General features: G+C 53.1%; 18 protein-coding genes. 15 read left to right on the plus strand and 3 right to left on the minus strand.

Going from position 1 to position 24764, the window contains the following annotated elements:
- Nucleotides 1-80 precede the first annotated feature (80 nt).
- Both ACOQPM_RS19980 and ACOQPM_RS19985 read left to right on the plus strand, forming a co-directional pair.
- Nucleotides 81-1463 (plus strand): MFS transporter, encoded by a 1383-nt coding sequence (locus tag ACOQPM_RS19980; RefSeq protein WP_420632019.1) that lies wholly within the window; start codon nucleotides 81-83, stop codon nucleotides 1461-1463.
- A 92-nt stretch (nucleotides 1464-1555) separates the two neighbouring features.
- Nucleotides 1556-2728 (plus strand): hypothetical protein, encoded by a 1173-nt coding sequence (locus ACOQPM_RS19985; protein ID WP_420632020.1) that lies wholly within the window; start codon nucleotides 1556-1558, stop codon nucleotides 2726-2728.
- Nucleotides 2729-3068: 340 nt separating this feature from the next.
- Here the strand turns inward: ACOQPM_RS19985 and ACOQPM_RS19990 are convergent, their stop codons facing one another.
- On the minus strand, nucleotides 3069-4346 hold the full coding sequence (locus tag ACOQPM_RS19990) for a tetratricopeptide repeat protein (protein ID WP_420632021.1): 1278 nt from the start codon (nucleotides 4344-4346) through the stop codon (nucleotides 3069-3071).
- A complete protein-coding gene (locus ACOQPM_RS19995; RefSeq protein WP_420632022.1) occupies nucleotides 4267-5316 on the minus strand; it encodes a hypothetical protein in 1050 nt (349 codons plus the stop codon). Before ACOQPM_RS19995 ends, ACOQPM_RS19990 begins: the two co-directional genes overlap by 80 nt.
- Before the next feature lie 244 nt (nucleotides 5317-5560).
- Here ACOQPM_RS19995 and modA point away from each other — a divergent pair, with 244 nt between their 5' ends.
- The 4 genes from modA to menH all read left to right on the plus strand — a co-directional run bounded on the left by modA (nucleotide 5561) and on the right by menH (nucleotide 9321).
- On the plus strand, nucleotides 5561-6337 hold the full coding sequence (gene modA / locus ACOQPM_RS20000) for a molybdate ABC transporter substrate-binding protein (protein WP_420632023.1): 777 nt from the start codon (nucleotides 5561-5563) through the stop codon (nucleotides 6335-6337).
- A gap of 208 nt (nucleotides 6338-6545) precedes the next feature.
- On the plus strand, nucleotides 6546-7361 hold the full coding sequence (locus ACOQPM_RS20005; protein ID WP_420632024.1) for an arylamine N-acetyltransferase: 816 nt from the start codon (nucleotides 6546-6548) through the stop codon (nucleotides 7359-7361).
- Between the two features lie 75 nt (nucleotides 7362-7436).
- A complete protein-coding gene (locus tag ACOQPM_RS20010) occupies nucleotides 7437-8507 on the plus strand; it encodes a GNAT family N-acetyltransferase (RefSeq protein ID WP_420632025.1) in 1071 nt (356 codons plus the stop codon).
- Nucleotides 8500-9321 carry a 2-succinyl-6-hydroxy-2,4-cyclohexadiene-1-carboxylate synthase gene (gene menH / locus ACOQPM_RS20015; protein WP_420632026.1) on the plus strand — a complete coding sequence of 274 codons (822 nt, stop codon included), beginning with the start codon at nucleotides 8500-8502 and terminating at the stop codon, nucleotides 9319-9321. The genes ACOQPM_RS20010 and menH overlap by 8 nt, the downstream gene beginning before the upstream one ends.
- Nucleotides 9322-9323: 2 nt before the next feature.
- On the opposite strand, the gene ACOQPM_RS20020 is transcribed toward menH, so the two are convergent.
- Nucleotides 9324-9695 carry an HsmA family protein gene (locus ACOQPM_RS20020; RefSeq protein ID WP_420632027.1) on the minus strand — a complete coding sequence of 124 codons (372 nt, stop codon included), beginning with the start codon at nucleotides 9693-9695 and terminating at the stop codon, nucleotides 9324-9326.
- A 277-nt stretch (nucleotides 9696-9972) separates the two neighbouring features.
- Here ACOQPM_RS20020 and ACOQPM_RS20025 point away from each other — a divergent pair, with 277 nt between their 5' ends.
- The 9 genes from ACOQPM_RS20025 (at nucleotide 9973) to ACOQPM_RS20065 (ending at nucleotide 24675) form a co-directional block, all read left to right on the plus strand.
- Nucleotides 9973-10293, plus strand: a complete 321-nt coding sequence (locus ACOQPM_RS20025) for a thiol-disulfide oxidoreductase DCC family protein (RefSeq protein ID WP_420632028.1) — start codon at nucleotides 9973-9975, stop codon at nucleotides 10291-10293.
- Between the two features lies 1 nt (nucleotide 10294).
- Nucleotides 10295-10828 (plus strand): hypothetical protein, encoded by a 534-nt coding sequence (locus ACOQPM_RS20030; protein WP_420632029.1) that lies wholly within the window; start codon nucleotides 10295-10297, stop codon nucleotides 10826-10828.
- 236 nt (nucleotides 10829-11064) lie between these two features.
- Nucleotides 11065-14964: a hypothetical protein gene (locus tag ACOQPM_RS20035; protein WP_420632030.1), complete on the plus strand. Its 3900-nt coding sequence runs from the start codon at nucleotides 11065-11067 to the stop codon at nucleotides 14962-14964.
- Between the two features lie 23 nt (nucleotides 14965-14987).
- Nucleotides 14988-15557 (plus strand): hypothetical protein, encoded by a 570-nt coding sequence (locus ACOQPM_RS20040; protein ID WP_420632031.1) that lies wholly within the window; start codon nucleotides 14988-14990, stop codon nucleotides 15555-15557.
- Nucleotides 15558-15646: 89 nt separating this feature from the next.
- Nucleotides 15647-16339 carry a CPBP family intramembrane glutamic endopeptidase gene (locus ACOQPM_RS20045; RefSeq protein WP_420632032.1) on the plus strand — a complete coding sequence of 231 codons (693 nt, stop codon included), beginning with the start codon at nucleotides 15647-15649 and terminating at the stop codon, nucleotides 16337-16339.
- A 14-nt stretch (nucleotides 16340-16353) separates the two neighbouring features.
- Nucleotides 16354-18420: a PP2C family protein-serine/threonine phosphatase gene (locus ACOQPM_RS20050; RefSeq protein WP_420632033.1), complete on the plus strand. Its 2067-nt coding sequence runs from the start codon at nucleotides 16354-16356 to the stop codon at nucleotides 18418-18420.
- A 5-nt stretch (nucleotides 18421-18425) separates the two neighbouring features.
- Nucleotides 18426-20744: an ArnT family glycosyltransferase gene (locus ACOQPM_RS20055; RefSeq protein ID WP_420632034.1), complete on the plus strand. Its 2319-nt coding sequence runs from the start codon at nucleotides 18426-18428 to the stop codon at nucleotides 20742-20744.
- A 97-nt stretch (nucleotides 20745-20841) separates the two neighbouring features.
- Nucleotides 20842-21549, plus strand: coding sequence for a hypothetical protein (locus ACOQPM_RS20060; RefSeq protein ID WP_420632035.1), 708 nt, complete (start codon nucleotides 20842-20844; stop codon nucleotides 21547-21549).
- Between the two features lie 324 nt (nucleotides 21550-21873).
- The gene (locus ACOQPM_RS20065) at nucleotides 21874-24675 is read left to right on the plus strand and encodes a DUF7594 domain-containing protein (RefSeq protein WP_420632036.1); all 2802 of its coding nucleotides are present in this window, start codon (nucleotides 21874-21876) and stop codon (nucleotides 24673-24675) included.
- The last annotated feature ends 89 nt before the right edge of the window (nucleotides 24676-24764 follow it).

A 24764-nucleotide genomic window follows, 5' to 3' on the forward strand; every position in this document is an offset into this window, starting at 1 on the left:
GCACAATGTAAAACTGGTTAGCGAAGCCGAACGGGATTCTTCGCTTCGCTCAGAATAACAAATCACAAGGATCTTTCTCAATGAGTGACGACACAAAACGCCCCGCAGGCATGACTGGCTTTACCGTTGTCTGGGTTGGTCAATTGGTTTCCCTGCTGGGCACCAGCATGACCAATTTCGCCCTCACCATTTGGGCATTTGAGCAAACAGGCCGCGCCACCGACCTGGCGCTCATCGGCTTCTTCTTCCTGGTGCCGCTGCTTGTTGTTAGCCCCATGGCCGGTGCCATTGTAGACCGCAACGACCGCAAGCTGATGATGATGGTGAGCGATTTGGCCTCTGGTGTCGTCACCATCATCGTGCTCATTTTGTTTGCCACAGGAACGCTACAAGTGTGGCATCTGTACATCACTGCCGCCATTTCCGGCACCTTCCAAACCTTTCAATGGCCTGCCTACTCCGCCGCCATCAGCACCATGCTGCCCAAAAAGCAGTACGCCCGCGCCAACGGCATGATCTCACTGGCAGAATCTGGCTCTGGTATTTTTGCCCCGGTTTTAGCGGGCGCGCTGCTCAGTTTTTTCGGCATGAACGCCATTTTCGCCATAGACATCATCACCTTCACCGTCGCTATCGGGGCTCTGCTGGTGGTGCATATTCCCAACCCCAAACAAACCGAGGCGGGCAAAGAGAGCCAGGGCAGCCTGTGGCAAGAATCTGCCTATGGCTTCCGCTACATTCTGACCCGCCCCAGCCTGCTGGGATTGCAACTCCTCTTTTTTGGCGCCAACTTCATGGTGTCGCTGGGATTCACCGTTTTTGCCCCGATGATTTTGGCGCGCACTGGCAACAATGAGCTGATCTTCGGCTCGGTGCAGTCCGCCTCGGCCATTGGGGGCGTGGTGGGTGGCTTGGTGATGAGTGCCTGGGGCGGCCCCAAGCGGCTGGTGCATGGCGTGGTGATTGGCTGGGTCATTTCTGGCGTGGCTCAGGCGATTTTTGGCGCAGGGCAAATTTTGCCGATTTGGTTGGTAATGGGCTTCATCATGTCTGCACTGGTACCGCTCATCAACGGCTCGAACCAGGCCATCTGGCAAGCAAAGGTGGCCCCAGACGTGCAGGGGCGCGTTTTTGCCATTCGCCGTCTCATCGCCTGGGTGTCGGCCCCGGTGGCACAGCTCATCGCTGGCCCCCTGGCCGATTTTGTAATGGAGCCGGCCATGCAGGAAGGGGGTGCGTTGGCAGGCACCTTTGGCTGGCTGGTCGGCACGGGCAGCGGTGCAGGCATGGGGTTGATGATGGTCTTCTCTGGCGTGATGGCCAGCCTCGTGGTGTTAGCAGCGTTTTCGTTCAATGTCGTCCGCAATGCGGAAGATTTGCTGCCCGACCATGAGCAAATGGCACCGGAGGAGCCTGAGGGCAGCGCCGAGCCTGCTGAAAATCCACAAATTGAAGCTGCCTAGATGAAGGATGAACCGTGTATTACGTAGTGCGTATTGCGTAAGAAAAACGGAATACGTAACACGCAATATATTATGAAGGAGAGCCTAAAAAAATGCTGCAAACATACGAAGGGTATTACAGTTTAGACACATTTTTGCTGGATGTGCGGGTGCGAAACGGCCGTCTCACCAGTGCTGCACCAGGCGTGCCGGAAGGGTATGAAATGATATTGGAACCCACTGGGGAGCCTCATGCTTTTACCCTCGTTCGAGGACCGATGGCTGACGCACCCGTTGTTTTCAATTTCGATGACGGCGGTAAATTGACTAGCGTCACAGTTGGGGGTGATTTTGAACTGGCTTACAGCAACTCGCCGCCACCCAAACCTGATTACCCAACGGGGCAAGGGTTGCTGCCCCCCGAAATGCAGTTGGATGCTGGCAAGGAAGCTGATTTTGCTGCGCTGCTGGATGAAGTTTTGGGAGGAAACGGCCGTATCCTCACCTACACGCTCCCCTACCCCAAACATGAATTTCTGCGCTACCTGGCCGCGCAGGAAAAGTTCATCTTCCACGGCTCCGCCAAACCCGACATCGAGGAATTTAGCACCCGCCGCACCTCGATGGAGCTAAAAGACAGGAGCGGGCGCGGCAACGTGCAGGGCATCTACGGCACCCACGATGGCCTTTGGCCCCTCTTTTTTGCCGTGGTCAACCGCAGCAAGCTCCCTGGCTCCATTCGCAACGGCGTGCAATATTTCCAAAACGACGCTGGTGATGAAATTGGTGTGTACAACTTTTCCATCAATCAAGAGTGGTTAGATAAAGAGCCCTGGCACAGCGGCACGCTGTACGTGCTGCCGCGTGAAACATTCCGCCGCATGCCCTTGTCGGCAGCAGGTGGCCTCTCCAACGAATGGGTCAGCGAAGTGCCTGTGAAGCCGCTGGTGCGTATCCCCATCTCGCCAGAAGATTTTCCTTTTTTGGATCAGGTTGGTGGACACGATGATTCTGAGTTGATCAATCTAGGCGCACTGGGCAAGCAAATTACCGAGGCCACAACTAACGCAGACTTAGGTGAGGATTGCCTGAAAATGAAGCTGGATTACACCGCAGAACTGGGTGAAACCATTTTGCAATACATTCCGTTGGCGCAGAAATATATTCCCACCGCTCGGTTTGTGCTGCGGTTCGAGCCTGAATCAGACGTCTGGCTAGAGATGAGCGGGCCACCCGCCGTGATGCAGGTGATGCGCGATCGGGTTGAGAAGCATCTCAATGACTAACCCTTAAATTTTGCCTCTTCTTCTCAAGACGGCCGTTGCCCCATCCCCGGTGCAGCGGCCGTTTTATGTTTTATTGTGTAGAAGTTCCGCTATGTCCTTGCTCCTGGATCAAGCCTGTGGGAGATTATTAGAGTTGTTCCTTTATAAAAATTTCGGCTCATCTATGAAATGTGTGCGAATTGCCCTTATGTGACAGTCACTTCAGAAGTGACTGTCACATTGACGCACACTTTCTACTCATGAGCCAAAATTTCTACCCTGTCATACCCGCGAATGCGGGTATCCACTCTTACAATTAAATGGATTCCCGCCTGCGCGGAATGACAAGTGCAATGAGAGGTTAAGCTTGTGAGAGGGTGTTGATCAGCCGCTCGGCTTCGTCGAGGGCGGATTGGTAGGCGTAGGGTGGGCCGTCGCAGAAGGCGTAGTCGCGGGCGGTTTGGGCATGGGCGCGTGCCTCGCTGCGCGCGGCGGCGGTGTCACCCGCGTCCAGAGCCAGGTGGGCCAGATGGTTGTGGCAGTCGGCCAGGTCGAGGACGTAGCCGGCGCGCTGGGCAATGGTGACCGCTTGCTGGGCGTAGGCGTGTGAACGGTTTGCTTGCCCCGTAGCGCGGGCCAGGCGGGCCTGGGCTAGCAGAATGGCTGGTTCATGGTGTACCATGTTGATAGCCCGGCAGCGGCGCAGCGCTTCGTCGAGGCGGGTTTGGCTTTCTGGATAGTTACCCTGTGCCAGCGCCGCACAGCCCAGCAGCCAATGTGCCCGCACGTAATCCCGCTCAACTGGATAGCTGGTGCGGGCAGTTTCGTCGGCGAGGCGCAGTGCTTCCTGGGCTGCGGGCTGCGCCGCCACACCATCTCCTTGCAGCAAGGCGGAAAGTGCCCGGTAAGCCCAATCAAGACATAAACCTTGATAATCGTCTGTTGAATCCCAGCAAGCAGTAGACAAATCCAGTTCAGCAGCGGAATTGGCCCAATCGCCGCAGGTGGCTAGCAAACGGCCGTATGCCTGATGCCCCACCGCCTCCCAAAAGCGATCTTCAATTTCCTGGCAGAGCGCAATGCTGCGGCGCAGGTTGTCGGCCGCCGCCGCCAGCGCGCCAATTTTTGTTTGATCGTCTGCCAGATCGCCGAGGCCAACGGCAGTACTCTTTTTGTCGCCCTGTTTCTCGTAAATGTCAACGGCTTGTTGGCAAAGCGGAACGGCCGCTTCCGGCTGTCCCGCCGCACTATAACTAATGGCTAGCAAATTCAGCGTCCACGCCTGGTCACCTTCCTTATTCAAACGCGACGGCTTAGCCTCCCCATCGGGAAACAAAGCCCGCAGCAACTCAATCACTTTTTGATACGCACCCAATTGAAAATACAACGGGTTTGCCAGCCGGTCGCGGAAAAGGACGACGGCTTCATCGTACCGTTCGGCGCGGGTCAGGTGGTGGTACAGCTCAATTGTTGGTGCCAGGTCGCCCAGGCTATTTATCTTTTGTAGCTTGGGCACGGCTTCAAAATAAACAATCAGTTGCATATGGACGGCTACGCGGTCAGCCAGACGCTCGTAGGCGCGCTGCAAGATATGCTGCCGCCGGCCCAGCAGGTCGTGGGTGGGGTCGTAGTTGGCCACGGCGCAGGTCGTTGGGGGCCACAAAATCGTGAGCGGCGGTCCCGGCCAGCAGGGCCATGCAAAAGGGGTGGTACTCCAGCGGTTCGCAAACCACCTTCACCTCGGCCGGTGTCGTCTGGATGCCCCATTCGCTGAAAAAGCGCACGGCGTCGTCCGGGTCCAGCCCGGTCAAATCGCGACGGCCAATGCGGCTGGGCAGCCTGTTGCCCCGCCCCAAAAGCTCTTGCGGCATCAGGCGGGTGGTCATCAACGTTTTGCTGCCGTTGGTCAGTTGGGACAACCCCAGCAGCAGTTCGCCAGCAACGGGATCGACACATTCAAGCGCCCGCTGCACCTGTTGTTCTTCATCCCCTTGGTAGGCGGCGTTCATCCCGCTGTAGGCCCGCAGCAGTCGCTCCGCCCCATCCAAAACGATGAGGGCAGGCACGGCGGCCAATCGTTCCAGCAATCGGTTAAGCTGCACCCGCTTGCTGCCCAGTTCTTGCGGCTTCTCGCCCAAAAACTGAAGCACGTCGGTCAGAAAGGTGTCTACCTGCCCCGTCTCATAAAAGCCGTGCCAGATGATGAGCTTAAACGGCTGCTCGGCCCGCGCTTTAACCGTTTCCAGCCAATGCCAGGTCAGGGCGCTTTTGCCCGTGCCGCCCAGGGCGACGATGACAAACATGGGGCGGCTGGCATCGGCCTGCCAATCGTCCAGCTCTTGCAGTTCCTTTTTCCGACCTACAAATTGGCTGGCGAGATTGTAACGGCCGTGTTCGTAGACACGCACGCTTTCTTGAGTTTCGGGGTCAGCAGCGGGTTGGTTCGGGGCGGGATAGTTTATGTTAAAGGTAATCTTGTCACCCTCAAATTTATCGCCGCCAACCTTATCCCCGACCATATAATCCCCTTCCGTGTGAGTGGAAGGGGCCGGGTCGGCCTGTCCGCTGCTTGTTTGGCGTGATGGGTCTGGTTTTTGCGATTCATTCATGCTGCTGGTTCCCTGAAATTGGCGATTGGCACAGGATAACGATGACAGAACTTATGCAATGAAGACTACAAAAGTCTCGTTCTCTCTGGAATTTACCTCATGAGTCTCAAGACTTTTGTAGTCTAGTTAGGGCAGATGCGTAAGTCCTAGATGATTTACATTGTAGCCAGAACAGGCGCAAACTTCAATGCAGCATCGAGTATCCGTTTTGTGCAGACCCTAAACTGCTTATAGAATTTGGACTATGAAAAGCAAACCTTTTATTTTCGGGCTGCTGGCTATTCTCCTGGCAAGCTGCGGCCCAAATCGCCCCACCGCCGCCCCTAAGGAAATCACCGTTTTTGCCGCCGCATCGCTCACCGATGCCTTCAACGAGCTAGCAGAAACGTTTGAAGCACAGCATGACGGGGTGCGGATATTGCTAAACTTTGCCGGATCGTCCCAACTGGCGGCACAGCTACGAGAGGGCGCGGTGGCAGACCTGTTTGCTTCGGCCAATCCGGCCCAAATGCAAACTGCGGTAGAGGCGGGGCGCATTGCGGCGGGCAGCGAGACGCTATTTGTTGCCAACCAACTTACCCTGATCGTCCCGGTTGACAATCCGGCGGGCATTGTTGCCCTCGAAGATTTAGCCCAGCCCGGTGTGCAGCTCATTCTGGCAGTGGAGGGCGTGCCGGTGCGCCAATACAGCGACGAGATTATCGCCAGCCTACCCGCCGAACTTCAGCCGAAAATTTATGCGAATCTGGTTTCTGAGGAAGATAATGTGCGCCAGATTGTGGCCAAAATTGCGCTCGGCGAAGCGGATGCGGGTCTCGTTTACACGTCGGACGTGACACCGGATATTGCCAGCCAGGTGCAGCAAATTCCTATCTCAGCGGCGCAAAACGTGGTTGCCAGCTACTTAATCGCCCCGCTGGCGGACGCGCCCTCGCCTGAATTGGCGCAAGCGTTTATAGTCTTTGTTCTCAGTGATGAAGGACAAGCCATCCTGGGCAAGTGGGGCTTTGACCCGCCGTGACTGAACTAGCTTGTGCTCAAGGGGCATACTCCCGTGTCTACCCTGATTTGGGCGACCACGGGGAGTCGCCCCTACTAAACAGGACTTACGCAGTTGCTCCGGCCGGTCTCCTGACCGAGCCGACTAGGTGGCACGGCGAGACGCTGGCCACAGCCCGAAAAATGCGTGAGTCCTGCTAAATTAACCTCGAACGTCGCAAAGATATTTTATGTCAACAACTAACTTGAATGATGAACTAACAAACAAGGTACTGGCTTTTTTGGGGATCAAAAAGCGAGTGCCTGCTACCCTGCCCACGCTAGAAAAGCTGCTGGCTGCCTATTATCGTACTGTACCATGGGAAAGCGTATTCCGCATCGTGCGGCGCGCCGACAACCCAGCCCCCCGCTGGCCAGAGCAGTTCTGGCAGGAAACGATGGCCCAGGGCGCAGGCGGCACCTGCTTTGAGAGCAACTACGCCTTTTTTGCCCTGCTGCAAACGTTGGGCTATGAGGGTTATCTGACTATCAACAACATGAGGGAGTCCATTGGCTGCCATACGGCCAGCGTGATTGTGCTGGACGGGCAAAAGTGGCTGGTGGACGTAGGCATTCCGCTGTATGCGCTGCTGCCCATTAGCAGCCGGGGTGTCATGCACCGGCGGTCGCCCTTTTTGCAGTATGCGGTACGGCCGTCTGGCCAGGCCACGTACCAAATTGAACAGCGCCCTCATCCCAAGCCCGTCGTCTTCACCCTGATTGATGAGCCGGTAGACGATGCCACTTACCGGGCGGCGACAGAAAATGATTACGGTGAAAATGGCCTGTTTCTCGATTTTGTCATCATCAACAAAGTGATCAACAACCAGCAGTGGCGTTTCAACATGGCAGAACGGCCGTGGGTGCTCAATCGCTTTGACTGGGGACAAAGGTTTGATACAGTTCTCGTGGGTGATGTGGCGACTAGCGTCGCCTTGCATTTTGGGATGGATACGGCCGTTGTGCAACGCGCCTTTGCCCTCACCCAACACAACTACCCAAATTAAGGATTTGCCACAGAGAACACAGAGGAATTGTAGTTAAATCTCTGAGGCCTCCGCGCTCTCTGCGGTAAAAAATTTATGCGAAAACCAAAACTATACAAAAAGAAACCGAAGAAGAAAACCCCAATGCCGCGCCAGCGCAGCGGCGATTATCGGATTTTTGTGGGGGCATTCCCCGCAGGTGAGAAAATCGAACAGATTCAGCAACTGCGCGAACAATTTGATTGGAAAACGTCCCAAATTACGCCGCCGCATGTGACGCTGGCAGGGACTTATTGGCGCACCGGGAAACCCAGCGCCGCCAATGAAGGCGTGCTCATTGAAAAGCTCACCAGCCTGGCACCCTATCTCAAACCGCTGACGCTGCACCTGGGTGGCATCTACACCTTTGGCCAGCGGGTAATTTATTTGGGCGTGCAGTCAACAGAGAATATGCTGGCTATCCGAAACTCGCTTTTGGGCGTGATGGGTAAGGACAAGCACCGCAAATTTCGGCCGCACCTCACCCTAACGATGCGGCTAAAAGGTGCGGCATTTGGTGAGGCATTGGCAAAATTGGAGCAGACTGAATGGACAGACGGCCGTTTCGCCACCCCCATCCATCAGCTACAACTGATGCAGCGCGGCCCCAACGACCCCGCCTGGCGCACCATCCACACCATCCCGTTGCCCAGCCATGTGCAGCTACGCGACGTGCAAGACGACGATTTGCCCATCTTCTTTGCCCAGCAGCAAGAGCCTGCCGGGGTGCAGATGGCCGCCTTCACCGCCAAAGACCCCACCAATCGAGCAGCATTTGATAGCCATTGGGCCAAAATTCGGGCGGATGCGGGCGTGATCCTCCGAACAATTTTGTACAACGACCACGTGGCGGGCAGCATCGCGTGTCACAGTTGGTTCGGCGAACCAGAAATTACCTATTGGCTGGGGGAATCTTTCTGGGGCAAAGGGATTGCCACCGCCGCGCTGCGCCAATTTTTACAGCAGCACCCCGCCCGCCCGCTTTATGCACGCGTCGCGCAAGACAATGTTGGCTCACTGCGGGTGCTGCAAAAGTGCGGCTTTGTCATCACAGGTGAAGATAGCGGCTTTGCCCACGGTCGCGGCACAGAAATCCCCGAATACATTTTGACTCTGCAAGATGGCTGAGGCGCGTGATTATTTATTGAATGGCGTGCGCTACCATGCAGTCCGCCACGGGAATCCGACGAAGTCATCGTTGTTGCTGCTGCATGGGTTTACGGGCAGTGGGGCAAACTGGAGCGAGCACGTTTCAGTTTTCAGTAAACAGTATTCGGTGCTCAGTGTAGATGTATTGGGACACGGCCGTTCCGCTTGCCCCCCAAATCCTAATCGCTACGCCATGCCCCTGGTGGCTACCGACATCATCGCCTTGCTAGATGCGTGGCAAATTGTGCAAACGGCCGTACTTGGCTACTCAATGGGTGGCCGATTGGCACTTTACCTGGCCTGCAACTATCGTGAGCGATTCAGCCACCTTATTTTAGAAAGTAGCTCGCCCGGACTGGCAACCGAGCCAGAACGTGCCGCCCGCCGCCAAAGTGATGAAGCATTGGCCGACTGGATTGAGGTCAAGGGCATCGAGGCATTTGTAAAACGATGGGAGGCATTGCCACTCTGGGCGAGCCAGGCGCAGCTTCCTGACGGGGTTCGCCAGCGGCTGCGCCAGCAGCGGTTGCAAAACAGCCCGGTTGGGCTGGCCAATTCGCTGCGAGGCATGGGCACGGGGGCGCAGCCATCGCTCTGGCCTTGCTTGCCCACGCTTACCTTGCCCACACTGCTCATTGCTGGGGAACTAGATGCCAAGTTTATCAGCATCAATCAACAGATGGCAGCTCAGTTACCAGACGGCCGTCTCCACGTCATCCCCCACGCTGGACACACCACGCATTTGGAACGGCCATCTGCCTTTGCAACGGCCGTTACCCACTTTTTAGGGTAGCTTTAGGCAAGTTCAGCCATCTGGAAAAACATTGGGCTAAGGTAAGGAATGAGCCAAATGACCCACACAATTACACTAAAGCGATGAAAACTGGTGAGTGCCTGTTCATCCTTGCGTACCAAAACGACGGTTGCCCACACTGCATGAATGAGCATAAGAAGGATGGCCAACAAGCCACTGATGCCGTGGACATCAAAGGTCAAGCCACCAGCCATGTCGAACATAAGGCCAGTCCCCCAAGTGTCGCAAACAATCCCTAGCCAAAAGAAGGCCAGGTGCCAGGGCTTTAGTCGCCCGGCGAACCGCTCACTCCACACGCCAATCGAGTAAAAAATGAGGGCAAGGTTGATGACAATAAAAGCTGTTCCACCCATAGTTACCTCTCCAAAACAATTAATTCAAATCGCAGCAAATTTCGTATGGCAATTGTAGTATGCCAACATCCGGTTTTCTTGGCGCATTGTCATCGGATTTGCAGTATTTTCTGCTAATTTCGTCCAAAAAAGTGTGAGCGGTTTGTAAATGTCGGTTGCCATCATGCCAATTGTTACCCTCTCTCGCTATAATTCAATTATGGATGCGTTGAATCAAACATACCCTTTGCTCATTTATGATGGTGACTGCGGCTTTTGAGAGAAGTCGGCGCGGCTCGTGGAGTCGTGGACCAACGGCCGTATCAATTTGCAGCCCTGGCAAGCCATCCCAGATACAATGGCGGCGCTGGGCCTAACGGATAAAGACGGCATGACCCAGGCGTGGTTTGTGGATGCCAACGGCCGTCTCACTGGCGGCGCGGAGGCAATCAACCAATCGTTGCGGTATTGTTGGTGGTTACGGCCGTTTACCTACCTGTATTCCCTACCCGGCATCCGCCAGGTGCAAGATTGGATGTACCGCTGGGTAGCCAACAACCGCTACCGCCTACCCGGCAGCACGCCACAATGTGAACTGCCCACCGAAACCGATTCATAAAATGATCGCCCCCCTCTCCCCCAAAGATTGCCACCTCTTGGCCCACCACCTGCCAGACAGCCCCCAAACCGTCATTTCACGCGCCCATTTGCTATGGGGAACCGCCAGAGCCTACGCCGTTGGTCTGGGTGATGATGGGTTTGAAACGGCCGTCATCGAAGACCCCGGCTGCCCTGGCAAACCGATGATTTTTGGCCGTAACGCCCAGCAAATCGCCGACCTGCTATCCCAAATCCCCAACTGGTTTTGCATCAACGTAGCCCAAGACATAGCTGATGAACTCGAACCGCTGCTAACCGCGCGCCTGGGTTGCCCCTTGCGGCGGCTGGCAGATGTTTACCACACACTTACCCAACCCCCGCCAGCCAATTTGCTCACGCATCCCAACGTGCGGCTACTCGCCCAAGAAGATTTGCCACTCCTCACAGCTGCGCCGCCAGAGCTGCGCGGCCCAAACCCGGAACATTTACTGCAAGAAACGGCCGTATCCCCGTCTGGAGCTGCGGCGAGCAAAACCAACCCAGCTTGCGCGTAGCAGAAAAGTTGGGGTTTGTGGAAAACGGCCGTCGCGTGTATCTCATCCTCGATCAATAATCTCAAAGCTAGTCGCTGCGTCTAAATACACCAGAAACATGATAAAAATCATCTTTTTATCATGAGCTTGTCAAGTACCTAAAAAATGGCAGTTTTTTTACACTGTCTTCGCGTAAGAGCGTTGCGTCCATGCGACACCAATCATCCATCAATTCCAGCAACCTTCAGGAGGGTTCAATGTCTCGTCCATTTACCACTGTCGTCCGCTTTTTCCTGTTAATTTTGGGGATTACCTTCCTCACACTCACAGTTCATGCAGCACCACCCAATCAAGACCTAGCTACCTCCCGCCCCCGCTTCAACCTAGAGCAAATCCCTCACCAACCCGGCGAGGAACCGGAAGCTGAATCTGCACTTGCCGTGACGGCACCAGACGCCCTGTTACCTTGGAGCAAAGTAGCCTTTCAATCCTATCGCAATGGCAATTGGGATGTTTTTGTGGGGAATGATGATGGCACTGGGCAAACGGCCGTGGTGAGTACAGGTAAATCAGAAATACACCCCCATCTTAACCGAGGCAATACCAAGATTGTTTACGCATCCAACAGCGGTGGCGATTACGAAATCTATTCAATAGATGTGGATGGCTCTGGCAAGACAGCGCTCACCGACAATAGCACAACCGATGGGAATCCTTCCTGGTCGCCCGATGGCAACAAAATTGTTTTTGAAGCGTACCGCAATGGCGAAGCCGACATTTATGTTATGAACGCCGATGGCAGCAATCAAACTCGACTCACCACAAGTAGCGATTTTGACGGTATGCCCACCTGGTCACCCGATGGCAGTCAAATTGCCTTTGTCTCCCGGCGCACAGGCGGCTACCGTATTTACGTCATGAATGCCGATGGCAGTGGCCAAACGCAACTCTCTAACCAAGCGTACAGCTTACGACCCCAATGGTCACCCGACGGAAGCCAAATTGCCTATGATGCCGATGGCGATGGCGACGGTTGGCAAGATCTGTGGCGCATGAATGCGGATGGCTCCAGCCAATCTCAAATCTATAACCCTAGTGGCCAAACAGATGCCTGGGCTTCTAGTTGGTCACCAGATGGCAGCCGGATCGTATATACCCAAATATCTTTTATCAATTATCAGGGTAATTGGTACTGGACGGAAGCCTATCCTGATGCCTGGGGACAAAATGCTGGCACCAAACGGCTCAGCACATCCGGTTTGGATTGGGATGCCGCCTGGCAAACCAGCGATATTACACCCCCAATATCACAAATTAACCCATTGGCAGCAGAATCCCCAGGCCCAATCCCTGTTAGCTGGACTGGTAGTGACACAGGCGGCTCAGGCGTGGCCCGATATTCAGTCCAGGCAAAAGTCGGTAACGGGAGCTGGGAAGATTGGACAGATACCGCCAGTGCCTACGGCAACTACCCCGCAAGCGGTGGCGAAACCGTTGCTTTCCGCGTTCGTGCTAGAGACAGTGCATTCAACTATGAAACTTGGCCCATTGGTGCAGAAACTTCTACATCGGTTGAAACCTATCCACCGAGCACTACTTTAACCATTACACCTGAGTACAGTCGTTACAATCATGAACTAATAATTAGTTGGGGAGGTACAGATCCTGGATATTCTGGCATCAAGCATTACGTGGTTCAGTATAAGATTGGCCAAAGTGGGAGTTGGGTCAATTGGAAAACAAATACGGGTCAGACAACGGCCGTCTTCAATGGCGGTACAGCAGGAGAAACCTACTACTTCCGCGTCCGCGGCACAGATAATGCAAACAACGTTGAAAGTTGGCCCGCAGACGATGGTGATGATCAGGTTACATTTTACCGTTGGGCCTCATATGGGTATGCATTTGATAACACCCATACCCCAATCACAGGAGCAACCAGCACGACCACCCCAGCTGCTGACGGCATTGTTCCCAGCAACTCAGATGGTAGCTATATCTCCTACGTTTTGGACGACAGCACGCTCTATTCTGCCACATGGAGCAAATCTGGTTACGGTACCGTGCCTATAACCCTTTTTGAGCCTGAACCAGACGGCTACCATAATGTAGTTCTGCCTCCTGCTGATAATATCATTAGCAATTGGGGGTTTGAAACTGGAACACTTTCTCCCGCATGGGAAAATGCCGGAGGATTATCTCAAGAAATAGTCACAAATACTCAAACAAGCGGAAGTTACAGCGTCAGGCTTGGTGAACTAACCACCTTATCAAATTATGATTTAACCGAATTGATGGATACAACCAATGCGCCTCAAGTTGCGGTGGGAGCAAATGGTGAAGCCCATGTAATTTGGCGTGAATCAAATGGGCAACGCATTTTCCACATCTCCCTCTTACCAAATGGAACATGGACTAGTCCAGAAGAAGTACCAGTTGACGACCTTAAGAGCCTTGGGGTACTTGAATTAGAAGTAGGAAATGATGGTTCCTTGCATGTCATTTTCACTAAAGGCGTAACAACTAGTACTATGGAAAAAGAAGACATTTACTATCTTTATCGCAGTCCAGATAATATTTGGGATTCGCCCGTAAGAATATTCCGCAACAACGAGGAATATGAAAATCAAAATCTGAGTGCTAAACTCATTGTCAAAGACTCTGGTGCATTACATTTAGTTTGGAGCGTAGATGGTTGTGACGATCTTTTTTATGTTCATAGGACAAATAATGGTATTTGGCAAACACCAATAAACGTTTCAGACAGCTGTCATTTAGATCCATTCGATGATTTTGAAGTACTAGAATATCAGGGAAGAGTGGACCTACTTTGGATCGATGATGATGTTATCAGGCATCAATCACGAAACCCAAATGGCACATGGACAGCAAAGGTTAACGTTTTTTCTGGCGGCGTACATTCACACATCGATTCTGTTTTCGTAGATGCAGAAGGCGTTATTCATCTGCTTACTTCAACAATAAGCACGCAGCCTATCTATTATCTAAGCAGCAACAATGGATGGCACTACTCCGAGCCGTTAATATCTAATGGCAAAGACGCAAGGATAGTAGGAGATATTAGTGGCAATTTGCATGTTGTTTGGGATGAATTAGGTTCTGCAGACATTAACTATATGAAACGAGATGCAGATAATGTCTGGCAACCTCCCCAAACTATTATTGATGATTTTATTTCACCTGTAGAATTATTAATCGATCAATATAATAAAATTCACCTTTTTTGGTTAAGTGCTTCGACTGGAAGTAGCAACATTTATTATTCGTGGCTAAATAGCCAAGGGAATTGGGAACCAGCTGCAAACATATCTGAATCATCGTCCATCTCACTGATCGATGAAGTTATGTTTGATGCCTATGGGAATTTCCATATTTATTCAGTAAAATATGGTTCCCTTAAACGCTTCTTTATTACACCCTCTTATGTTGATCAAGCAAACATTGGAACACTTTCTCAGGAAGTTGTATTAACGCCCGATTTAGCCAATCCAATCTTATCTTTTATGTATCAATTGGGAGGTGTGAGCTCATACGGTGAATCTGTATTCAAGGTTAGCTTAAACGGTGCCAGTGATGATGCTCTATTGTTCTCCACTAAGCAAAGCTCACCAAACTGGGTACATGAATGGATCGACTTATCGCCCTGGGCAAATGAAACGATTACCTTGACATTTGAGTTGAACCAATCGACCAACCAACCATCGGCGTGGGTCTATTTGGATGAAGTGTCGCTTGGTTCTACATACAACGATGTGTGGGTAGATATTGAAAGCGTCAATGCTGGCATTGGGGAAACCGTGCCAATCGTTATCTCTTATGGCAATCGGGGCGGTGCGCTGGCAGAAGATGTAGAAATTTCACTTTTGCTGCCAGGGTCTTTAGTGTTTGAAGGTTCGGATATTGCTTCAATCGATGAATCTACACCCACTTGGCAGATAGGAGGTTTACCAGCAAAAAGCGAAACACAAACTATTGTGGTGTATGTCCGTGTTCGATTAGCCGCACCAACATTTGCGACTCTTACAAACACGGTTTCCATCACAACTACCTCCAACGAACTTGAATCTTTGAACAATACAGTATCTGGAACTGTGTACACAGGTAAATTTATTTATCTTCCAATCACAACAAAATAAAGAGTCTGTTTTGTATAAAAACCATGGTAAAAACGGCCATTTCCCCACGAACGGCCGTTTTTATTTACACATCCCCACAATTCGTTTATGCTAAAGAGATGACCACCTTCATCCAATTTTGCGCTAGGGCCAAGATGCGCCACGACTTTAGTGACCAAATTCAGGTGCGCTACCCGCACCCCAACGGTGAAGACCTTGACACCTGGATCAGTGGCGAAGAAGTCATAAGCCGCCTCAAAACGATGTCGCGGGAGCAGCTCATCCACAGCTTTAGTCGGATGAACTGGACAGAAGCCAAAGCCGCACTCCAGCGGGAAGTGGATGAAGGGGAGGATAAAGCCCGGCGCAGCTTGAAGGATCGGCTGGCAGACATGGTGGAGGACGGCATTGGGGGCAACATCTTTGGCAATACGCTGGCCGACAACATTCGCGGCGTAGACAGCAACGCCGACCCCCGTGAGCAAGAAAAATCGCGCTGGCAGCAGCGGCTGCACAATAACGCCTTCCGAGCCATTGCCCTTGAACTGGCCTGGATCAACCTGGAAGGCACATTCCCAGAAGAGCCATCTGCAGAGCCAGACGATTGGCTGTAGCAATTGACGATTAGCGATTTTAGATTTACGATTGGGCGACTTATTGGGAGCCGGGGCTAGTTTCGCCTCGGCTTTTTTGTTGAAGGTGGATGATGCGAAGTTGGTTGCTTTCTGTTAATGGGGTGCTGGTTACGGCCGTTCTCCTAACCCTCATCGCCGCAATAGAAAACAGCATCCTGCCCTGGTCGCCATTTTACGTGTTGTATGCGCTGTTGGCTCTGGCAATTCCGCTGGTGCTAAAAACCTACCGTTTTGGCAGCCTGCGAGCCGTGCGCTGGTGGCATTGGCCCGCAGGAATCGTAGCCGCCGTGTTGATACAGCTTGTCGGGGGGCTATTTCTAGGCTTGCTGGTGCCACAGCTTTTTAGCGGCATGGATGAAACGGCCGTCAACATCGGGTCTGCGTTATTGGCGATGTACGAAACGGCCGCAGCCCGCCTCAATAGCGATCCCCAAACCATCCAGACCGCCTACATGCTCATGGTTTTTCTCTGGGCAGCCTTTGGCGAGGAGCTATTTTACCGAGGCTACATGCACGGTACGCTGCAAAAAAGCTGGGGCTTTCGTCGCGCTGCGCTCGTCTCGGCAGGCTTTTTTGCGCTGCGCCACGCCACACAACTGCTGCTGCTTTGGCCCGACTATCCTACCGTTGCCGTCCTCGCCTGGATGATTTTTAGCTTTGCCTTTGGTTGGTTGATGAGCTATCTTTACCGACGAACTAACAGCCTTATCTTGCCCATCTTCATCCATTTTGTACTCAACGCTGTACCACTGCTTGGCTAAACATCGGTAAATAAATGCACCAGCTAACTCAACAACTACGTCAGCTTACCATTCAATTATTTCCCGCGCTAAAAAAACGACCTGCAAACTTGCAAGAAATGGGCCATATGGCCATGACTTACGCTTACTTTCTGTTTCCTTTTTTGATTGTGGCGACGGTGTGGTTGTGGTTGGTAACAGACTGGTCTGTTATTGTAGCGAATTGGGGCATTTTGCTCTTTTTGCTGATTCTTATTTCATTATTGGATCAACGGCCGTTTATTCTACCCGTCTCCCTCACAGAAAATCTAACCCTCCCCTTCTCCACCTCACTCTCAGGCCTGTTAAGCATGACGATGTTGCTCATTTTCGGCCCTAGCGCATTGTGGATTATCTGGATAGTGGCGTTGGGAGCGGCCGTGCAATCTGGCTGGCAAAATCAACGGCAAAATTTGCCCTTTCTTTTTATCATCAACGATTTTATACAAGCGTGCGGCACTTCTATTTTTATTTTATTGGTGGCAGATACTGTCTTTACAGCCACGGGCGGCTCCTATCCCTTCGAGGCAAACAATTTGGCTGCCTGGCTACCGGCCGTTTTGGGCATTTTGGCACTGTCAACAACGCCCCTTATCGTCTATTTTTTACCTACCTGGAGCGTCACCATCCAAACTGGGCAACCGCTGAACCGCCAAACTTTGTTTCAGCTTATTGGCGTTGGCGTTCTTCTATCCTTATTGTCTGTGCCTTTTGCCCTGCCGTTGGCGTTGGCTTACGACACCCACAATTTGCCAGTGTTCATATCACTCTGCCTAGCTGTGGCCTTTGCCAATATGCTGGCTTACTTTTTGAGCCAATTTAATATTTTGACCCAAACTCGCAGCAAGGAGCTACGCAAACTGGAGAATCTGGGTGAGGCGCTTATTACTGCGCCAGCCGATGGCTCTACGATCGAAGCCGCGCTAACCGAGCATGTTTCTGATTTATTTCCAAATGACCAGTTGGTAATTCGCTTGTTTAATAATCTCGCTGATGGTACGGAAGCTGCCTGGCCTACGTTTACATTGGAAACGGCCGTAAATTGGCCCCCTGCCCCAGAAGCATTGTGGCAGCGCATTCGTAATGCCCAAGAAAATAGCTTGGTTGATCGGAATGTGCAGCTACCGGGGCAAAAAACCGCTTCGGGGCATCGGTTTTTGGTAAAGATTTTGATTTCGGGCGAGGCGGAAGTGGTGCATTGCGTTGGGGGAGTTTATTTACAACGAATGCCATCACGCCGCACGCCATCCCAATTGCTGCCGACGCTGCAAGAGTTGGCCAGCCAAATCGGCTCTGCCCTATACCGGGCGCAAACCCACCAGGAAACGTTGCAGCGGCAAAAGATGGCACAGGAGCTGGCCTTTGCCGGGCGTATTCAGCAAAGCTTTTTGCCTAACCAAATTCCCCAACATCCCAACTGGGATTTTGCCGCGACGCTCATCCCGGCGCGGCAAACCTCTGGTGATTTTTACGATTTTGTGCCGCTAGAAGACGGCCGTCTCGGACTCATCGTGGCGGACGTGGCAGACAAAGGCACCGGGGCCGCGCTTTACATGGCACTCAGCCGCACCCTGATACGCACCTACGCCATGCAGTTCCCCGATGCACCGGGCAAGGCCCTGCAATTGGCCAATGAGCGCATCCTGACAGACACGGAATCTGACCAGTTTGTGACGGTTTTTTATGGTGTGCTGGATTTAGGGAACGGCCGTTTCACCTATGCCAACGCCGGACACAACCCCACCTTTCACATAAATGGCAGTGTGCAAAGCCTGGCTAAAACTGGCATCCCGCTGGGCATGTTTGAGGGGATGGATTGGCAACAGGAAACCATCCAGATTGGCGTGGGCGATAGCCTGATTTTGTACAGCGACGGCGTGCCAGAAGCGCAAAATGAACAGCAAGATGAGTTTGGCGAAGACCGCATGTTGGCCATCGCTCAGCAGTCATTTGCTACCGCCACAGAGCTACAAAATGAGATTGCCGAAGCCGTGCGCCGGTTTGTAGACGGTGCCCCTCAATTTGATGACATTACCTTGATGGTGGCAAATCGCTTAAAATAGAGGCCATGCGTAACCGTTGGTTTTGGCTGCTGAATGGCCTACTAATTTTGCTTTACGTGTGGACATTGGGAGAAGAAACGGCCGTTTCTATCCAAGTAAGTAACGGCCGTTGCGTGGCCATCGTACCTGATCGGCAAATCGGCATTGATTGTCCGCAAATTGGCGCGGGCAGCCAGGTTGGGCTGTTTGCTACCCGACCCGGCACCACCCGCTCCATGCTAGCAACCTATGCGCCGCTCCGCTGGCTGGCTCCACAATCCGCTTGGGACAATTTGAACCTATTTACGCTGGATGGCCAACTCATCTGGCGGCAGCCGTTTGGCCGGATGGCGTGGGACGAATGGAAGCTGATTAGTGGCGGTTGGCAAACGCGCTGGGGCGAACTGCACGGCCTTGCCAGCCAAAACAGCCTCGTTTTGCAAGAGCCAGTTGGCGATTCGTTCATCCTCACCAGCCACCTGCGCCGCGCCGAGGATGATGCCGGACTGCTGTTGCTCAGCTCCGATGGCCAGACGGGTCTCGTTTTCATCCTCGATGGCGCAAATCGGCGGGGCGTGTGGTGGGAATGGGAAAACGGCCGTGCCACCAACCCACTCATAGGCATCCCCTTCCAAAAACCATTTTTACAGCAGGCCAAAACATTGCTGCGCCTGCTGCTCACGGGGCAGCAGGCGGCGTTGCTTCTTTTGGGGATTTTGTGGGTAGTTAAAAAAGCAGGAACACGGAGTTTCACGGAGGAGACACGGAGGTTCACAAAGAAAACAATCTCCAGTCTCCAATCTCCAATCTCCCAAAAAATAATTGTTGTCTGCCTCACCCTTCTCACCTTTGCCCTCACCCTACACATTGCCAGCGACGTGCTGGCCCGTGTACCACATGTGCAGGACTCGCTCACTTACCTGTTTCAGGCGCAGACGCTGGCACGAGGGGAGCTATGGGCAGAGGCACCCCTACTTCCCCAGTTTTTTGAGCAGGAATTTTTGCTGGTGCAAAACGGCCGTTGGTTTGGCAAATATCCCCCTGGCTTCCCGGCTATCTTAGCAATCGGCGTGCTGCTGAACGCGCCTTGGCTCATCAATCCCTTGCTGGCGACGCTGACAGTACCGCTCATTTATCAATTGGGGCAAAGGGTGGGAAACGGCCGTATCGGCCTACTTGCAGCTGCGCTGATGTCACTTTCACCTTTTTTCCTCTTTCTGTCCGGCAGCCAGATGGCGCACGCAGCCGAGCTGTTTTGGCTGGTTTTGTTTATGCTTTGTTGGTGGATGGTTATTAAAAAGCAGGAACACAGAGAGGCACAGAGGTGTTTACTTGCTTTGGTGGCAGGGTCGGCGGCGGGGATGGCTTTTTTGACGCGGCAGTTAACGGCCGTTGCCATCGTAGCTCCATTTTTCTTGTTCACCATTTGGCACAGCCCGCTGCCGTGGCGCAATCGCTTGCAGCGCAGTGCAGTCTGGCTGGCGGGGCTGCTGCCGCTGGTAGCCCTGCTGTTTGTCTACCAGTGGACCGTGACGGGCGACCCGCTGCAAGACCCGCGCCTGCTGTACTGGCCTTACGACCAGCTCGGCTTTGGCGACGATGTGGGTGAAGCACCTAACCTGCTCACCATTGAACTGCTGGAAGAGGAAGCTGGCTACGCCGTGCTGTGGCGTACCGACCTTGACCAGCCGCCACGCGGCCACACGCCGCAGCGTGGCCTGCACAATATTTTACGCAACTGGCAGGTGCTGCAAAGCGATCTTTTCGGCTGGCTGCCCCTGCTAACTTTCAGCTTTATTTGGCTGGGATTCTTGCTAAAACGGCCGTCCCACACCGACTGGATTTTACTCGCCACACTCATCTCGCTAGTTGCCGCCGAAGCATTTTACTGGCATTCGGGCATCATGTACGGGCCGCGCTATTTATACGGTGCCCTGCCCGCGCTGCTGCTGCTGACGGCGCGCGGTGTGCAGGCGTTGGCTGAGCGCGTTGGTTGGTGGCTTACGGCCGTTCCACTCACACTCCTCATCCTCGGCAACATTTTCACCCTGCCCGCCCGGATGGACAGCCATCGCGGCTTTAATTTTGTGGTAGGGGATAAGGTGGCGCAAGTGGAAACGGCCTTGCCACTCGACGAGAAAGCCCTCATCTTCGTGGAAAGCTCCACAGGGAATTGGTGGGAGTATGGGGAACTGTTTTTGGGGAATGAGGGCGTGGTGAACGGCCGTCTCGTCTTCGCCCGCGACCTAGGTGATGAGACAAACCAGATGCTCTTGGTTCACTATCCCACCTATACACCGTACCAATTCAGCAATAACCAACTACATCGCCTGAACGAAAAATAGCCTCTCGAAATTTTCTCCAAGCCATGCTACAATGTTTGCATTACCTTGTACTGTTATGTAAATGGGGTTTATTTTTGACCCATGAGGATGGTTCCAGATGGATGATCAGCTCAAAGAAGCAATCACATTAGCCAGATCAGGAGAGCGCGAAGCCGCACAGAAACAGTTAACATCGCTCCTGGATGAGAAGCCAGAAGAAGCGCAAGGCTGGTATCTGCTGAGCTTATTGGTAGAGTCCCCGCAAAAACAGGCCGCCTATCTCAGCAAAACGTTGGCAATTAATCCCAATCACCTCAAAGCACAAGAACAGCTTGCTACTTTGCAAGGTTCTGGCGTTTTGGCACCCACATCAACCATCCCCTCGGAATCTGCAATGCCAGCAGATTTGCTTGATCAGGCAGATAGCGACACCTTACCTTCCTGGCTACAGGAGGAACAGGCTGGCGACGCGACACCAACGCCAGCAATGGATGAAGAATCAGCGGATACGGCCGTTCCCAATGAAACCCTTCCCGATTGGCTACAAGAACCAGCCACCATCCCAGAGGAAACAGCCCAAAAACCAGTAGAAGAAGACCCCACCGTCGTCAGCCAAACCGCACAAAACACTGATGAAGAAGCAGACAAAACGGTAACTGCGCTCAAACAACAAACCGCCGGAAAAGAAAAACAACCTGGTAAAAAAACCGTTGGCGCAAAACCTGCTGCCAGCAAAAGCACAACTGGCTTAAACCTTATTCTGGGTATCCTCATCCTCCTGGCACTTGTGGTTGTCGTCATGTTGGCCTTTTTAATCTTTAGCTAGTAGAATATTGCCCAATTGGGCTGTGTCTCCACGCAAAATTAACGTTCACAGCTCTGCAAACCAAAACAACAACCTAGCAAACAACAAGCAAGCATCTGTGACAACAACAAATAATCTTCATTCATTGCACTAACCATAGAGCATGTCACCTTTTGTGAAGGCGACATGCTCTTTTTTTGTCTAGCAAACAAGGCAATTCCGTAAGACCCACTGAAATAGAATCGTGATACAAGGCAATATGGAAGGAAAACGGCCGTTCCCCAGGCCAACACCGGACAACAAGTCAAACATCACCCTATAAGCAGCATTATCCAAGGAGGAAAAATGTTTCGTAAAACACCGCGCATTGTTGTGCCCTTGCTACTCTTGTTAGCAGGCATCTGGTTAGTGGGTCAATCCACTATGCCCACCCCAGAAACCGCCAACCGCCAGCAGGCAATTCAAGCATTTGCCCCAGCTAGCGCTGGCATCGCAGAAAATAGCAACCTTTCCCCAGCCACCTCACAACTGGCCGAACCCTTCACGGTAAACTTGCGTGATGTTCCGGCTGGTGTGCTGGATCCTAACAACCAGCTACACCGCTGGGAACGAGGCGAAATTGATCTTCAAGAACAAGATGGCATTCGTGGTGCGGCACAACTGGCTGAACTGCAGGCCGAAGCAGCCGAACTTGCGCCCAGCCTAGCCATTGAAGAACCAAGTGGACCAAATCCACTCACCCCAGCCCTGGGCACAAACTTCGACAGCATGGATTACAATGAATGCTGCGGTGGTGGAGGCAATGTCCCTCCTGACCCAGAGTTAACCGTAGGCCCCAACCATGTGATTGCCGTGGTCAACGTTGCTCTGGAAATTTACGATAAAAACGGCAACTCCCTCGTTGGCCCCACCACGTTCGACAGCTTCATGTCGGCAAACCCTAGCTGCACGGGCGTTTTCGACCCCAATGCCATTTACGATGAATCCGAAGACCGCTACATTCTGGGAATTGATGCCGATGGAACAGGCTACTGCCTAGCTGTTTCCCAAACAGGCGATCCCACTAGTAGCTGGAACATTTACCATTTTGCCACTGCTAGCGGAAGCCTTTTCTTCGATTATCCACACGCCGGCGTTGGCCGGGATGCCATCTACATGGGTGCTAATATGTTCACCTTCAGCTTCTTGGATTCCCGTATTTGGGCGTTTGACAAGCAAGCGATGTACGCAGGCCAGCCAGCGACTTCAGTTATGCGGAACCTGGGCAGCAATGAAGACACGCCCCAACCAATGAACCTGCACGGCTGGAACCAGGGTACCTGGCCAACCAGCGGCCCACATTACTTCATCACAGAAACTGGCTACAACGGCGCAGACCACACCATTTGGGCCTGGACCGATCCGTTTGGAGCCAATACGTTAACGGCCGTTGGCAGCTTCGACCTCAACGCAACCACAGGCGTGACTGCAGGCTTACCCCTCGATGCCCCGCAATCCGGCGGCGGCACGCTAGACTCCGGGGATTGGCGTCCACTCGACTTTGAGTACCGCAATGGTTCGGCCTGGACCACCATGACGATTGCCTGTAACCCTGGCAGCGGATCCGTCAACTGTGTTCGCTGGGCACAAGTTGATCTGGCCAGCGCCACAGTTGTGCAGTCTGGCGTTTTGGGCAGCAATGGTGAATATCGCTTCCACCCCGACCTGGCAGTGAATCATTGTGATGACATGGCAGTTGGGTATACCAAATCCAGCAGCAGCACCTTCTCTTCAATTTATTACGCTGGGCGACAGGGCACAGACCCGCTCAACACCCTGCAAGCAGAAACCTTAATCAAAGCAGGTGAAATTAATTACACCTCCTTTGAATCATCTTCGCCGCGCCGCTGGGGTGATTACACCGGTATGACCATTGATCCAGACGGCACCACCTTCTGGTATTTGGGCGAATACAGCAAAAACACAGGCACATCTTCCGGCCGTTGGGGAACCTACATTTCGTCAATGAGCTACGCATCCTGTAACCCAGGTGGCGGCCCAACCCCAACACCTCCAGCAACTGCGACAGCATCACCCACGAGCGTTCCGCCAACCCCAACAGGTACGGCCGTTCCACCAACGCCTACCAATACACCTGGCCCTGGTACCGGCTCCGTTACGCTCAACCCTGTAGCAGATGCCTTTGCCATCAGCTCCCGGCCAAATGGCAACCTGGGTGGGGCAACAACCTTACGCATAGATGCCGCCCCCGAAACCAACAGCTACTTACGCTTTGATGTGCAAGGGGTGACAGGCAGCGTCACGCAAGCAACCCTGCGAATTTACACGCAATCCACATCTACCAGCGGGTATAATGTACATCAGGTTGCCGATAACACCTGGGGTGAATTCACGCTCAACGGCAGCAACGCTCCAGCTTTGGGGGCCGTTCTTAACGGCTCCGGTGCCATCACCGCCAACAATTACGTAGACGTGGATGTGACCGGCTACGTGACTAGCAACGGGCTGCTCAGCTTCGGCCTTAGCACGGCCGAAACCAGTCTCATCCAGGTCAGCAGCCGTGAAGGCAGCAATCCGGCAGAATTGGTCGTGCAGTTTGGTGGCGGTGGTGGTCCAACCCCAACACCAACCAGTACAGGCGTTCCGCCAACCCCGACTGTGCCACCACCTACCCCAACTCCAGGGCCCGGCGGCAGCACATTCACCTTCAACAGCAGCGATGACGCGATTGTTTTGGGCAATCGCTCCACTGCCAACTATGGCACGGCTTCCATCTTGGGTACCGATGATTCGCCAGACATTTTGAGCTTCCTCAAATTTGACGTGTCTGGACTGGATGGCTCAGTGGCTTCGGCTACCTTGCGCGTCTTTGTTACTAGCGGTACCTCCACTTTTGATGTGGCCCAAGTTGCCGATAATAGCTGGAGTGAAAGCACAATCACTTACAATACCGCACCCGCTGCGGGCTCTATCATCAACGGGTCTGGCACGGTTAGCGGTGGCTGGGTAGAAATTGATGTTACCAGCTATGTAAATGGTGATGGCACGTTCAGCCTGGCTCTGTTGGCAGATGCCTCTGGGCGCAACCTCTTCAGTAGCGACGAAGGGGCAGACGCGCCAGAATTGGTCATTGTAACGGGTCCATAAACCGCTAATTTGTTTGTTCATTTGAAAAAGAGAGTCTCTACGGAGGCTCTCTTTTTTCGAAACTCTTGCTTAACCAACCCAGTAAGTTT

It is taken from the genome of Candidatus Leptofilum sp., assembly GCF_965223525.1.
GTDB lineage: Bacteria > Chloroflexota > Anaerolineae > Promineifilales > Promineifilaceae > Leptofilum.

Bases quoted from the DNA above. Each gene is read 5' to 3' on its own strand.
- ACOQPM_RS19995 (WP_420632022.1), bottom strand. From the start codon at position 5,316: ATGAATGAATCGCAAAAACCAGACCCATCACGCCAAACAAGCAGCGGA.
- ACOQPM_RS19985 (WP_420632020.1), top strand. From the start codon at position 1,556: ATGCTGCAAACATACGAAGGGTATTACAGTTTAGACACATTTTTGCTG.
- menH (WP_420632026.1), top strand. From the start codon at position 8,500: ATGGCTGAGGCGCGTGATTATTTATTGAATGGCGTGCGCTACCATGCA.
- ACOQPM_RS20005 (WP_420632024.1), top strand. From the start codon at position 6,546: ATGTCAACAACTAACTTGAATGATGAACTAACAAACAAGGTACTGGCT.
- ACOQPM_RS20030 (WP_420632029.1), top strand. From the start codon at position 10,295: ATGATCGCCCCCCTCTCCCCCAAAGATTGCCACCTCTTGGCCCACCAC.
- ACOQPM_RS20055 (WP_420632034.1), top strand. From the start codon at position 18,426: ATGCGTAACCGTTGGTTTTGGCTGCTGAATGGCCTACTAATTTTGCTT.
- ACOQPM_RS20060 (WP_420632035.1), top strand. From the start codon at position 20,842: ATGGATGATCAGCTCAAAGAAGCAATCACATTAGCCAGATCAGGAGAG.
- ACOQPM_RS20040 (WP_420632031.1), top strand. From the start codon at position 14,988: ATGGTAAAAACGGCCATTTCCCCACGAACGGCCGTTTTTATTTACACA.
- ACOQPM_RS20050 (WP_420632033.1), top strand. From the start codon at position 16,354: ATGCACCAGCTAACTCAACAACTACGTCAGCTTACCATTCAATTATTT.
- ACOQPM_RS20035 (WP_420632030.1), top strand. From the start codon at position 11,065: ATGTCTCGTCCATTTACCACTGTCGTCCGCTTTTTCCTGTTAATTTTG.
- ACOQPM_RS19980 (WP_420632019.1), top strand. From the start codon at position 81: ATGAGTGACGACACAAAACGCCCCGCAGGCATGACTGGCTTTACCGTT.
- ACOQPM_RS20010 (WP_420632025.1), top strand. From the start codon at position 7,437: ATGCGAAAACCAAAACTATACAAAAAGAAACCGAAGAAGAAAACCCCA.
- ACOQPM_RS20065 (WP_420632036.1), top strand. From the start codon at position 21,874: ATGTTTCGTAAAACACCGCGCATTGTTGTGCCCTTGCTACTCTTGTTA.
- ACOQPM_RS20020 (WP_420632027.1), bottom strand. From the start codon at position 9,695: ATGGGTGGAACAGCTTTTATTGTCATCAACCTTGCCCTCATTTTTTAC.
- modA (WP_420632023.1), top strand. From the start codon at position 5,561: ATGAAAAGCAAACCTTTTATTTTCGGGCTGCTGGCTATTCTCCTGGCA.
- ACOQPM_RS20045 (WP_420632032.1), top strand. From the start codon at position 15,647: ATGATGCGAAGTTGGTTGCTTTCTGTTAATGGGGTGCTGGTTACGGCC.